The 12,609-nt window shown below is 71.6% G+C and carries 13 protein-coding genes and 1 pseudogene; all 14 read left to right on the plus strand.

Annotated features, from left to right (window positions below; translation table 11 throughout):
- Positions 1-677: AAA family ATPase (locus AC30CM_RS26090; RefSeq protein ID WP_490119816.1), on the plus strand; the 677-nt coding region annotated here is incomplete at its 5' end.
- On the plus strand, positions 674-1,774 hold the full coding sequence (locus AC30CM_RS26095) for a type VII secretion-associated protein (protein ID WP_490119817.1): 1,101 nt from the start codon (positions 674-676) through the stop codon (positions 1,772-1,774). The genes AC30CM_RS26090 and AC30CM_RS26095, both read left to right, overlap by 4 nt.
- A gap of 78 nt (positions 1,775-1,852) precedes the next feature.
- Positions 1,853-2,164, plus strand: a complete 312-nt coding sequence (locus tag AC30CM_RS26100) for a WXG100 family type VII secretion target (RefSeq protein WP_490119818.1) — start codon at positions 1,853-1,855, stop codon at positions 2,162-2,164.
- Between the two features lie 49 nt (positions 2,165-2,213).
- Positions 2,214-2,510 carry a WXG100 family type VII secretion target gene (locus AC30CM_RS26105; RefSeq protein WP_490119819.1) on the plus strand — a complete coding sequence of 99 codons (297 nt, stop codon included), beginning with the start codon at positions 2,214-2,216 and terminating at the stop codon, positions 2,508-2,510.
- A gap of 149 nt (positions 2,511-2,659) precedes the next feature.
- Entirely contained in the window at positions 2,660-3,949 is a 1,290-nt protein-coding gene (locus AC30CM_RS26110; RefSeq protein ID WP_490119820.1) for a helix-turn-helix domain-containing protein, read from the plus strand.
- Positions 3,950-4,081: 132 nt separating this feature from the next.
- Positions 4,082-5,605 (plus strand): acetaldehyde dehydrogenase ExaC, encoded by a 1,524-nt coding sequence (exaC, locus tag AC30CM_RS26115; protein ID WP_490119827.1) that lies wholly within the window; start codon positions 4,082-4,084, stop codon positions 5,603-5,605.
- A gap of 202 nt (positions 5,606-5,807) precedes the next feature.
- Complete coding sequence (gene eat / locus AC30CM_RS26120; protein WP_490119821.1) at positions 5,808-7,232, plus strand: ethanolamine permease; 1,425 nt, start codon at positions 5,808-5,810, stop codon at positions 7,230-7,232.
- On the plus strand, positions 7,229-8,644 hold the full coding sequence (locus AC30CM_RS26125; protein WP_490119822.1) for an ethanolamine ammonia-lyase subunit EutB: 1,416 nt from the start codon (positions 7,229-7,231) through the stop codon (positions 8,642-8,644). Before eat ends, AC30CM_RS26125 begins: the two co-directional genes overlap by 4 nt.
- Positions 8,641-9,432, plus strand: a complete 792-nt coding sequence (gene eutC, locus AC30CM_RS26130) for an ethanolamine ammonia-lyase subunit EutC (RefSeq protein ID WP_490119823.1) — start codon at positions 8,641-8,643, stop codon at positions 9,430-9,432. Before AC30CM_RS26125 ends, eutC begins: the two co-directional genes overlap by 4 nt.
- Positions 9,433-9,577: 145 nt before the next feature.
- Positions 9,578-10,021: a 50S ribosomal protein L13 gene (rplM, locus tag AC30CM_RS26135; protein WP_490119824.1), complete on the plus strand. Its 444-nt coding sequence runs from the start codon at positions 9,578-9,580 to the stop codon at positions 10,019-10,021.
- A 113-nt stretch (positions 10,022-10,134) separates the two neighbouring features.
- Positions 10,135-10,542, plus strand: coding sequence for a 30S ribosomal protein S9 (rpsI, locus tag AC30CM_RS26140; protein ID WP_490119828.1), 408 nt, complete (start codon positions 10,135-10,137; stop codon positions 10,540-10,542).
- Positions 10,543-10,636: 94 nt separating this feature from the next.
- On the plus strand, positions 10,637-11,968 hold the full coding sequence (gene glmM / locus AC30CM_RS26145; RefSeq protein ID WP_490119825.1) for a phosphoglucosamine mutase: 1,332 nt from the start codon (positions 10,637-10,639) through the stop codon (positions 11,966-11,968).
- A 74-nt stretch (positions 11,969-12,042) separates the two neighbouring features.
- Complete coding sequence (locus AC30CM_RS26150) at positions 12,043-12,336, plus strand: ESX-1 secretion-associated protein (protein WP_490119826.1); 294 nt, start codon at positions 12,043-12,045, stop codon at positions 12,334-12,336.
- Between the two features lies 1 nt (position 12,337).
- Positions 12,338-12,609 (plus strand): annotated as a pseudogene (locus tag AC30CM_RS26155) (hypothetical protein); the annotation flags it as partial.

The following is a 12,609-nucleotide window of genomic DNA, read 5'->3' on the forward strand; positions in this document are numbered from 1 at the left end:
GCGCCGGGATCGCGCTCGGCGTCGGCGGTGACCGGCTGGGCGTCGTCGTCATCGACCCGGCGGACGGCGCCGCCGACCGCCACGTGGTGGTCGTCGGTGAGCCCGGCAGCGGCAAGACCGCCGCGCTGCGGACGCTGCTGCGGGGCATCCCGCCGTCGGCGCACGTGGTCGTGGTGGACCCGCGGCGCACCCTGCTCGACGCGGCGGCCGCCCAGCACCTCGCCTCGGCGGACGCCGCACGCGCCGCGGTCGCGGACCTGGTGACGGAGCTTCGGACGCGGTTGCCGGGCCCGGAGGTCACCGTCGACCAACTGCGCGCGCGGTCGTGGTGGTCGGGTCCCGAGGCGTGGCTCGTCGTCGACGACTACGACCTGGTGGCCGACGCCGCCTCCGGGAACCCGTTGGCGAGCCTGCTCGACCTGCTCGCCTACGCCCGTGACGTCGGGCTGCACGTGGTACTCGCGCGGCGCTCCGGCGGCGCGGCCCGGGCGATGTTCGACCCGGTGCTCGCCCGCCTGCGCGACGTCGGCGCCACCGCCGTCGTCCTGAGTGCGGCACCCGACGACGGACCGCTGTTCGGCGTGCGGCCGGTACGGCGGCCGCCGGGGCGCGCCACCCTCGTCCGCCGCGGGACGGCCGACGTCGTCGTGCAGATCGCGTGGGCGGAACCGACGTGAGCGCGGTCCTGGTGGGCCCGCTGGCGGTCCGCGGCCGCCATCCGGTGCGGCCCGAGGTGGCCGCCGCCGCGCTGGGATGCGTCGACGATCCGCTGGCCCTGCTGGCCGACCGGGCCGTCCCGGTCGACGACCTGCTCGGCGACGCCGTGACGGCGGCCGTCGGACCGGAACCCGGGCCGGTGACGCTCGTGACGCCGTCGTGGTGGCCGGCACGCCGAATCGCCAGGGTGGCGCGGGCGGCGCGGGCGGCCGGGCTCATACCCAGTCTGCTGACCCGCTCGGACGTGTCGTGCGGCAAGGGTTTCGGCGTACTCGAGGTGGGCGTCGACGTGGTGGCGGCGCGAGCACGTGACGGCGTGCTCACCGTGCAACCGCGCGCGGCTGCCGCGGAGATGCTCGCGCGGTTGCGGCGCGAGGGCCCGGTGCGGGTCGACGATCCCGCGGGCGACGTCTTCGGCGAGCTGGCCTGCGGATCGGCCGACGTCGAGCTGGTCGACGACGACTGGCTGCTGGCGGCCGTCTCGGTCCCCGACGCGCCACCGCGTCGGATCATCCCGCGGCCCGCGGTGACCGTCACCGCGGCCGTGGCGGTGACGCTGGCGCTCGCGGCGTGGCAGGTGCCCCACCGCGAGCCACCGCCAGCGCCCGCCGCCACGACGCCCGAGCCTGCCCGCACCTGGCTGGTGGAAGGCCGGGTGGCGGTCGAGGTGCCCGCGGGGTGGCAGGTACGGCGGCTGCTCGATGGTCCGGGATCGCCGCGGCTGCAGGTGGTCTCACCGGAGGAGAGTCGGCGTGCGCTGTTGGTGGTGCAGTCGCCGATCCCGGACGGGCAGAGCATGGACGACGCCGCGCGGGTCCTGCGGGCCGCGCTCGAGGCGCGCGCCGACACCGCGTTCACCGGATGGCGGACCGGTGCCACCGTGGCCGATCGCCCGGCCGTCACCTACTCCGAGACCCGGGGAGATCGCCTCGTCGACTGGACGGTGGTGCTCGACGGCGGCGTGCGCATCGCGATCGGATGCCAACGGCCGCCGGACGTCGAGACACCCTCGGCGGAATGCCTGCACGCGGTCGCCACTGCGCGCAGCATCCGATGAAAGACGTTCGTGGACAGGGGGAACCGATCACGGCCGCGCTGCGTCCAACCAGATGAAGGCAATCAGAAAGGACATCGCATGACCAACGCACTGACCACCGACCTCGACGTGATGACCTCGGTCGCCGCGCAGATCGAGACGCGCAACGCCGAGCTGCGGGCCACGCTCGCGGCGTTCATCGGACGCATGGGCAGCGTGCCGCCCTCGGTGTGGGGCGGGGCGGCGGCGACGCGGTTCGCCGACGTCGTGCAGCGGTGGAACGCCGAGTCGCTGCGCCTGCACACCGCCCTCGACCGCATCGCCGAGACCATGCGCGCCAACGAGGCCACGCTGCGGGCGTCGGCCGACACGCACGCCGCCGGCCTGACGGCGGTCGCGGCGACGCTGTGACCGACCCCGCCCGAGAATCCGACCCCCTCACGAGAATGGAGCACCACCCATGGATGCGGTCCTGTCCTACGACTTCGCGGAGATCGAACACACCGTCCGCGCACAGATCCACGACACGTCGGCCCGGTTCAACGCTGCGTTGGACGACCTGCGGGCGCAACTCACGCCGCTGATGGCGGTGTGGACCCGCGAGGCCGCGCAGGCCTACCGGGTCGAGCAGGCGCGTTGGGATCAGGCCGCCGCCGCGCTCAACGACATCCTGTTCCGGCTGGGCAACGCCGTGCGCGACGGGGCGGACGACGTGGCCGCCACCGACCGGCGTGCCGCCGCCGCCTGGGGCGGGTAGGGCTGCCGCGCGGTTCCGGGCGGTGGAGAGGACCATCTGGGACCGCGCGGTTCACCTGGGTGGCGACCGCGTGTTGCGCTACGCTGGCAACACGCCGTGGCCAGCAGAAACAAGGCCGTCCAGGAGTGTGATCGCCGGTGGGTTCGTCGATGCCGACGCCAGGCGGGGCCGTCGGTCCGACGGGTTCCTCGCCTGCTGGCTCGACCGTGCGCGCCGCGCACGAGCTGTTCGTCGCCGGTGAGGTCGACGCGACGTACCTGGAATCGATGCCGTTGCGCCGCGTCGTGGCCGAGAGCTGGCAGCGCAGCATGGCCGTCGGCGTCGACCCCGACCGTGGCGGTGCCGAGCAGGCCATCACCCGCACGCTCGACGAGGTGCGCGCCCGGCATCCGCTGGCGCCCGCGCTGCCGGTGATCCGCAGACTGCTGGTGGACGACGCCATCGAGGGCGGCGTGGTCGTCGCGGTGACGGCCGCCGACGGCACGCTGCTGTGGGTGGAGGGTGACCCCGCCGCCATGCGCAAGGCCGAGGCCATGAACTTCGTCGCCGGTGCGGACTGGAGCGAGCGGCGCGCCGGTACCAACGCGCCCGGCACCGCGTTGGCGCTGGGCCGCGAACTGCAGATCCGCGGCAACGAGCACTTCTCCCGCATCGTGCAGCCGTGGAGCTGCACCGCGGTGCCCGTGCACGATCCCACCACCGGCGTCATGCTCGGGGCCATCGACCTCACCGGTGGGGACCAGGTCGCGACGCCGCAGACGCTGGCGTTGGTGCGCGCCACCGCCGTGGCCGTGGAGAACCACCTCGCGTTGCTGGCGCTCACCCGCCCGCCGGCGCCCGTGGCCGTGGGCGCGCGGCTGACGGTGCTCGGCGGAGCGCGACCGCAGTGGACGGTGACCGGTTCCGACGGGGCCCGGCACGTCAGCGCGCTGACCGGGAGGCACGCCGACATCCTGGTGTTGCTCAACCGGCACCCGGAGGGCCTGTCGGCCGATCACCTCGCGATGCTGCTCGACGACAACGACCTCGACGCGGTGACCATCCGCGCGGAGATGTCGCGCCTGCGCCGCGTGATCGGCGCCGCGTACGTGGGTTCGCGTCCGTACCGGTTGCTGGCCCCGGTGGAGTCCGACGTCGTCGAGGTGTTCGACGCGTTGCAGCGGGGCGACGTGGCCGCCGCGGTCAAGCGCTATGCGGGGGAGTTGCTGCCGCAATCGGTGTCCCCGGCCATCGCGCGGTTGCGCACCGAGTTGTCCACCAGCGTGCGCGCCGCCGTGCTGTCCACCGGGAACCTGACGCTGCTGCGGCAGTGGCTGGAGTTGCCGGAGGGGCGCGACGATCGGGACGCCTGGCGCATCCTGCGGGATACCGCTCCCGGTGACGTCGAGCGCGCCACGGCCCGGGGCCACCTGGCGGGCCTCGATCTCGACATGGCCTGAGCACGGCCGGACACGCGATCCCCACGTTGCAACCGTGGTGCAACGGTGCCGAACGTACGGTGAGTGACGAAGGACACAATCGTCGGCTGGACCGGCGAGGAGACACAGTCGCAGCGAAGCCAGGAGATCCGCATGACCGAGTACGCCCGCCCAGGGACCGAGGGCGCCCTGATGTCGTTCAAGCCCCGCTACGAGAACTTCATCGGCGGCGAATGGGTGGCGCCCACGAAGGGCCAGTACTTCGAGAACCCGACGCCGGTGACGGGCCAGGTGTTCACCGAGGTGCCCCGCTCCGACGAGTCCGACGTCGAGAAGGCGCTCGACGCCGCCCATGCGGCCGCCCCGGCGTGGGGCAAGACGTCGGCCGCCCAGCGCGCGCTGATCCTCAATCGCATCGCCGATCGCATCGAGGAGAATCTCGAGTCGATCGCGCTGGCCGAGGCGTGGGACAACGGCAAGCCGATCCGCGAGACCCTCAACGCCGACATCCCGTTGGCCGTCGACCACTTCCGGTACTTCGCCAGTGCGATTCGCGCACAGGAGGGTTCACTCTCGGAGATCGACGACGACACCGTCGCCTACCACTTCCACGAGCCGCTCGGCGTCGTCGGCCAGATCATCCCGTGGAACTTCCCGATCCTGATGGCGGTGTGGAAGCTGGCGCCGGCGCTGGCCGCGGGCAACGCGGTGGTGCTCAAGCCCGCCGAGCAGACCCCGGCGTCGATCCTGTATCTCATCGAGACCATCGCCGACCTGCTGCCTGCCGGTGTCGTCAACGTGGTCAACGGTTTCGGTGTGGAGGCTGGCAAGCCGCTGGCGTCGAGCAACCGGATCGCGAAGATCGCGTTCACCGGCGAGACCACCACGGGTCGGCTGATCATGCAGTACGCGTCGCAGAACCTGATCCCGGTGACGCTGGAGTTGGGTGGCAAGAGCCCCAACATCTTCTTCAACGACGTGCTCTCGGCCAACGACAGCTACCAGGACAAGGCGCTCGAGGGCTTCACGATGTTCGCCCTGAACCAGGGCGAGGTGTGCACGTGCCCGTCGCGCTCGCTGATCCAGGCCGACATCTACGACGACTTCCTGGCGCTGGCAGCCATCCGCACCAAGGCGGTCCGGCAGGGCAACCCGCTGGACACCGAGACCATGATCGGTGCGCAGGCCTCCAACGATCAGCTGGAGAAGATCCTGTCTTACATCGAGATCGGCAAGAGTGAGGGCGCGCAGGTGGTCACCGGCGGTGAGCGCGCCGAACTCGGCGGCGATCTGAACGGCGGGTACTACGTGGCGCCGACGATCTTCACCGGCAACAACAAGATGCGCGTCTTCCAGGAGGAGATCTTCGGGCCGGTGGTGGCGGTGACGTCGTTCACCGACTACGACGACGCCATCTCGATCGCCAACGACACGCTGTACGGCCTGGGCGCGGGCGTGTGGAGTCGCGACGGCAACACCGCCTACCGCGCGGGCCGTGACATCAAGGCCGGCCGGGTGTGGACGAACTGCTACCACCAGTACCCGGCGCATGCCGCGTTCGGCGGGTACAAGCAGTCCGGCATCGGCCGCGAGAACCACAAGATGATGCTCGACCACTACCAGCAGACCAAGAACCTGCTGGTGAGCTACAGCAATACGGCGCAGGGTTTCTTCTAGACCCGCACGTAGCGCAGCGCCTGGGACCCCGGCGTGGAGCGATCCGCGCCGGGGTTTTCCCGGCCCAACTTAATGGGCGACTAATCGACCTTTAACCTCCCGGAAATGGGAGGATGACCACAATCACCTGCAGGAATGCCGACCAATTGGTCGTACGTGAGTCCATTGCGGTTCACGTCCCCGGGAGAAATGGAGATCCACAGTGGCCGCCACCGCGCGACGCACCGTCGCTGAGCACCACGAAAGCGCCGACTACCTGGCGAAACGCCAACTGAAGAAGGGCAGCGCCGGTTGGCTGCTGCTGGCCGGCCTCGGGGTGAGCTACGTCGTCTCCGGCGACTACTCGGGCTGGAACTTCGGCCTGGCACACGGCGGCTTCGGCGGCCTGGCGATCGCCGCCGTCGTCATCGCCGCGATGTACCTGGCAGTGGTGCTGGGCATGGCCGAGCTGTCCTCGGCGCTGCCCGCCGCCGGTGGGGGTTACACGTTCGCCCGGCGGGCGCTGGGGCCGTGGGGCGGGTTCGCCACCGGCACCGCGATCCTCATCGAATACTCCATCGCCCCCGCGGCCATCGCCACGTTCATCGGCGCCTACGTGGAATCCCTTGGCCTGTTCGGGATTCAGAACGGCTGGTGGGTGTACCTGGCGGCCTACGCGATCTTCATCGGCATCCACCTGTCCGGCGTCGGCGAGGCGCTCAAGGTGATGTTCGTGATCACCGCGATCGCGCTGGTGGGCCTGCTGGTGTTCGCGGTCGCGGCGGTCGGCCACTTCGACGTCGCCAACCTCACCGACATCGCGCCCACCGACGCGGCCGGGGCCTCGGAGTGGCTCCCGTTCGGATACCTCGGCATCTGGGCGGCCATCCCGTTCGCCATCTGGTTCTTCCTGGCCGTCGAGGGCGTGCCACTGGCAGCCGAGGAGACGGCCAGCCCGGAGCGCAACGTCCCGCGCGGCATCATCGCGGCCATCGGCGTCCTGCTGGTCACCTGCGCGGCCGTACTGGTGCTGACCACCGGCGCCGGGGGCGCGGCAGCCATGTCGGAGTCGGGCAACCCGCTGGTCGAGGCGCTGGGCGAGGGGACCGCGGCCACGATCGTCAACTACGTCGGGCTGGCGGGCCTGGTCGCGAGCTTCTTCTCGATCATCTACGCCTACTCCCGGCAGCTGTTCGCGCTGTCGCGTGCGGGCTACCTGCCCACCTCGCTGTCGGTCACCAACGCGCGCAAGGCGCCGACGCTGGCCCTGATCATCCCCGGCGCCATCGGCTTCCTGTTGTCGCTCACCGGCAAGGGGGACCTGCTGCTGAACATGGCCGTGTTCGGCGCGGCGGTGAGCTACGTGCTGATGATGGGAAGCCACGTCGTGCTGCGGCTGCGCGAGCCGGACATGCCGCGGCCCTACCGCACCCCCGGTGGCGTGGTCACCACCGGCTTCGCGCTGGTGGTCGCGGGATTCGCCGTCGTCGCGACGTTCCTGGTGGACACCGTGGCCGCGCTCTGCTGTCTGGGCGTGTTCGCCGCGTTCCTGCTCTACTTCGGGCTGTACAGCCGCAAGCGGCTGGTGGCCAACTCACCCGACGAGGAGTTCGCGCTGCTCGCCGCCGCCGAGGACGGCCTGAAGTGAGGTTCCGGCAAGCACTTTCGGGCACCACCTACGAGTTCGACGGCATCGTGGAGCTGCTGGCCAAGGCGACGCCGACGCGCTCGGGCGACCAACTCGCCGGCTGTGCGGCCGAGAGCGACGCCGAACGCGCCGCCGCGGCCTGGGCGTTGGCCGAGGTGCCCCTGGCGGTGTTCCTCGACGAACTCGTGGTGCCCTACGAGACCGACGAGGTCACGCGGTTGATCGTCGACGGCCATGACCGGCAGGCGTTCTCGGCCGTCTCGCACCTCACCGTGGGCGGCTTTCGGGACTGGCTGCTGGACGCGACGGCACGCGAGAACGCCGCGCAGCGCATCGCCGCCGTCGGGCCGGGACTCACCCCGGAGATGGTCGCGGCGGTCAGCAAGATCATGCGCAACCAGGACCTCATCGCCGTGGCCGCCGCCACGCGGGTGTCGGCGGCGTTCCGCACGACCATCGGCGCGCCGGGCACGCTCGCCACCCGGCTGCAACCGAACCACCCGACCGACGATCCGCGGGGCATCGCGGCGGCGGTCCTCGACGGGCTGCTGCTGGGCTGCGGCGACGCCGTCATCGGCATCAACCCCGCCACCGATTCGCCGCACGCCACCGCCGAGTTGCTGTACCTGCTGGACTCCATCCGCGCGCGGTACGACATCCCGGTGCAGTCCTGCGTGCTGTCGCACGTGACCACCACCATCGCGCTCATCGAACAGGGCGTGCCGGTGGACCTGGTGTTCCAGTCGATCGCAGGCACGCAGGGCGCCAACGCGGCCTTCGGCGTGGACCTCGCGGTGTTGCGGGAGGGCAACGAGGCCGCCCGCTCGCTGGGCCGCGGCACCGTCGGCAACGACGTGATGTACCTCGAGACCGGGCAGGGCTCGGCACTGAGTTCGGGTACGCACCTGGGCACCGGCGGCAAGCCCGTCGACCAGCAGACGCTGGAGGTCCGCGCGTACGCGGTGGCCCGGGTATTGCAGCCGCTGCTGGTCAACACCGTGGTCGGGTTCATCGGGCCGGAGTACCTCTACGACGGCAAGCAGATCGTGCGCGCCGGGCTGGAGGATCACTTCTGCGGCAAGCTGCTGGGCCTGCCGATGGGCGTCGACGTCTGCTACACCAATCACGCCGAGGCCGACCAGAACGACATGGACACGCTGCTGACGCTGCTCGCGGCGGCGGGGGCGGCGTTCGTCATCACGGTGCCCGGCGCCGACGACGTCATGCTCGGCTACCAGAGCTTGTCGTTCCACGACGTGCTGGTGACGCGGCGGACCATGGGACTGCGGCCCGCGCCGGAGTTCGAGGCGTGGCTGCGCACGGTCGGCATGATGGACGACGCCGGGCGGCTCACCCCGCTCGACGTCACCACCTCGCCGCTGCGCGCCCTGGCCGCACCGGAGGCGTCATGACCGGCGATCAGGTTGCCGCACAGCGGTTCTGGGCCGAGCTCCGCAAGACCACCCAGGCCCGCATCGGGTTGGGCCGGGCCGGTGACGCGCTGCCCAGCAGCGCGGTGCTGCAGCTGGCCGCGGCGCACGCCGCCGCCCGCGACGCCGTGCACGTGCCGCTGGACGTCGACGCGCTGGTGACCGACGTGCGGGCGGTCGGCATCGGGGAGCCGACGGTGGTCCGCAGCCGCGCGGCGTCGCGCGGGGAGTACTTGCGCAGGCCGGACCTCGGCCGGTCCCCGGTCGACGTCACGCACGTCCCGGCCACCGGCGCCGACGTCGGCGTCGTCCTGGCCGACGGGCTCTCGCCCACCGCGCTGGCCACCCACGGGCCCGCGCTGCTGGCCGCGCTCGTCGCCGAACTCGGCCCGCGGCACACGCTGGCGCCGCCGGTGATCGCCACGCAGGCCCGGGTGGCGCTGGGTGACCACGTCGCCGAGGCCGCCGAGGTACGCACGCTGCTCGTGATCATCGGCGAACGCCCCGGGCTGAGCGTCGTGGACAGCCTGGGCATCTACCTGACGCATCTGCCACGGGTGGGGCGCACCGACGCCGACCGCAACTGCATCTCCAACGTCCACCCGCCCGACGGTCTGGCCTACGCGGCCGCGGCTCGCATCGCGGCGCGCCTGGTCGACGGCGCGGTGGCCCTGGGACGCTCGGGCGTCGACCTCAAGGACACCTCGCGGGCGGACGCCGCGTCGGCATTGGCCGCGTCACCCGTCGAGCCGCTCCCCGAGGCGTTTTGACCTGGGCAGATGACTGCCGGTAAGCTCCTCCGTCGGCGTGTGCTGCCCTCCGTGGGCAGACGGTTCCCGGGTCAACGTCGGTCGCCGGAACCCCCATCGCACGCGCCTGACCGGCACGTATCCCGAGAGAAGAAGAGGTAGCGCTGTGCCTACGTACACGCCGAAGGCGGGTGACACCACGCATTCGTGGTACGTCATCGACGCCACGGACGTGGTGCTCGGCCGGCTCGCCGTCGAAGCAGCCAAGCTGCTCCGCGGCAAGCACAAGCCGACGTTCACGCCCAATGTCGACGGTGGCGACTTCGTCATCGTCATCAATGCCGAGAAGATCGCCGTCAGCGGCGACAAGCTCACCAAGAAGTTCGCGTACAGCCACTCGGGATACCCCGGCGGCCTGCGCAAGCGCACCATCGGCGACTTGCTGATCAAGCACCCGACCCGCGTCGTCGAGAACGCGATCGTCGGCATGCTGCCGCACACCAAGCTCGGTCGTCAGGTGCAGAAGAAGCTGAAGGTGTACGCCGGTCCGGATCATCCGCACGCCGCGCAGCAGCCGATTCCGTTCGAGATCAAGCAGGTGGCGCAGTGACCGACGTGACCGAAACCGACGTGACCGAGACCGAGGTGACGGTGGACGCTGAGACCGGCGCCTACACCACCGAGTCGACCGAGACCGAGACGCATCCCGACGACGCTGCCGCCGTGCGTGAGCCGGTGTACATCGACCGTCCGATCCAGACCGTCGGCCGCCGCAAGGAGGCCGTGGTCCGCGTGCGCCTGGTGCCGGGCACCGGCAAGTTCAACCTCGACGGCCGCAGCCTCGAGGACTACTTCCCGAACAAGGTGCACCAGCAGCTCATCAAGGCGCCGCTGGTGACCGTCGACCGGGTCGACACCGTCGACATCTACGCCCACCTCGATGGTGGCGGCCCCTCGGGGCAGGCCGGCGCACTGCGTCTGGCCATCGCGCGTGCGCTGATCATCGTGCAGCCCGAGGACCGTCCGGCCCTGAAGAAGGCCGGCTTCCTCACGCGTGACCCGCGCGCCATCGAGCGCAAGAAGTACGGTCTGAAGAAGGCCCGCAAGGCGCCTCAGTACAGCAAGCGCTGATCTGCGGATCGCTGTTCGTCCCCGAGCAGTGCGCGGCCGGACGTTTCGACGTCTGGCGGCGCACTGCTCGCGGTGTTTGTGAGGGAGGTTGAGCATGGGCCGAATGTTCGGTACCGACGGCGTGCGCGGGGTCGCCAATCGCGATCTGACCGCCGAGCTGGCGCTGGCCCTCGGCTCGGCCGCCGCCCGGCTGGGCACGTCGGGGCGCACCCGGCGCGTGGCCGTGGTGGGCCGCGATCCCCGCGCCAGCGGTGAGATGCTCGAGGCCGCCGTGATCGCGGGGCTGACGAGCGAGGGCGTCGACGCGCTGCGGGTGGGCGTGCTGCCGACGCCTGCCGTGGCGTTCCTGACCAAGGCCTACGACGCCGAGTTCGGCGTGATGATCTCGGCGTCGCACAACCCGATGCCCGACAACGGCATCAAGATCTTCGGCCGTGGCGGCCACAAGCTCGACGACGCCACCGAGGACCGCATCGAGGACCTGGTGCGCACCGGTCCCGCGACCCGTCCCGTCGGCGCGGACATCGGCCGCATCGTCACCGCGACCGACGCCTTGGACCGTTACCTCGCCCACGTCGCCACGGCGGTCACCACGCCTGCCGAGGGGCTGACGGTGGTCGTGGACTGCGCGCACGGTGCGGCGTCGCACGCGGCGCCGTCGGCCTACCGGGCGGCCGGCGCGCACGTGATCGCGATCAACGCCGAACCCGACGGGCTGAACATCAACGACGGGTGCGGGTCGACGCACATGGAGGCCGTGGCCGAGGCGGTCCGCCATCACGGCGCCGACCTGGGGCTCGCCCATGACGGCGATGCCGACCGGTGCCTGGCCGTGGACGCCGACGGCAACGTCGTGGACGGCGACGCCATCATGGTGATCCTGGCGCTGGCGCTGCGCGAGCGCGGGGAACTGGTGGCCGACACGTTGGTGGCGACGGTGATGAGCAACCTGGGCTTGCACCTGGCGATGCGGGAGGCCGGCATCGGGGTGCGGGTCACCGGGGTCGGTGATCGCTACGTCCTGGAGGAGCTGCGGTCCGGTGGGTTCGCCCTCGGCGGCGAGCAGTCCGGGCACATCGTGATGCCTGCGTACGGCACCACCGGTGACGGCATCGTCACCGGGCTGCGGTTGCTGTCGCGGATGGCGCAGACCGGGTCGACGCTGGCCGAGTTGTCGGCGCCCATGCGCACGCTGCCGCAGGTGCTGATCAACGTCGCGGTGTCGGACAAGGCCACGGTCGCCGAGGCGCCCGCGGTGATGACCGCCGTGGCGGAGGCGAAGGCCGAGCTCGGCGACACCGGGCGAATCCTGTTGCGGCCCTCGGGTACCGAACAGGTCGTGCGCGTCATGGTCGAGGCCGCCGACGAGGACACCGCGCGGTTGGTCGCCGCGCGCGTCGCGGAGTCGGTGAGCGACCAGGGCTGAGCCCGCCGTCGGGGCCGGGTCGGATTCGGGGGAACCGATCGGGGTCGTGCTGCGTCCAACTCACCATGGCACGATTGGACGCCGCTCGGGTCGACGTCGCGACGCTGCGGGACGTGGCCCTCGGTTATGACTCGGTGGGGGAGGCGCTGGCGGTGGCCAGGGCGCGCCTCGCGGGGCTGACGTTCGACGGCTCCGTGGCGGGTCGGGCCCACGCGGCGCGGGGCGATGCGTTGCGCACCACCATGATCCGTCTGGACGATGCGCTGCGGCGCTGGTCCGGCGACGTGGCGGCGGTGGCCGCCGCGGTGCGCGCCGCCGCCGACGGGTACGCCCGGTCCGACGCTGCCGCCGCCGAACGGTTGGTGTGACGTGACGGACGTGACGGCGCGGCTGGCTCAGGGGTTGCCCGCGGTGGACAACGCCGGCGAGTACGCGGCGGCGTGCCGCAGCCTCGGGTTCGCCGGGCCGTCGGACGCCGCCCTCGCCGACTGGTACGGCACCGAGGAGGGCATGGATCTGGCTGCACTGCAATCGGATTCGGAGACGCTCGCCGCGGTGGCAACGGCGGCGCGGGAGGCCGCCGACCGGCAGGCCGCGCTGCGTGCCCGCCTGGGTGGGGCGTGGGCGGGGGCGGGCGGCGC

The sequence above is a fragment of the Mycobacterium sp. DHQP2018-32-09 genome (assembly GCF_058148405.1).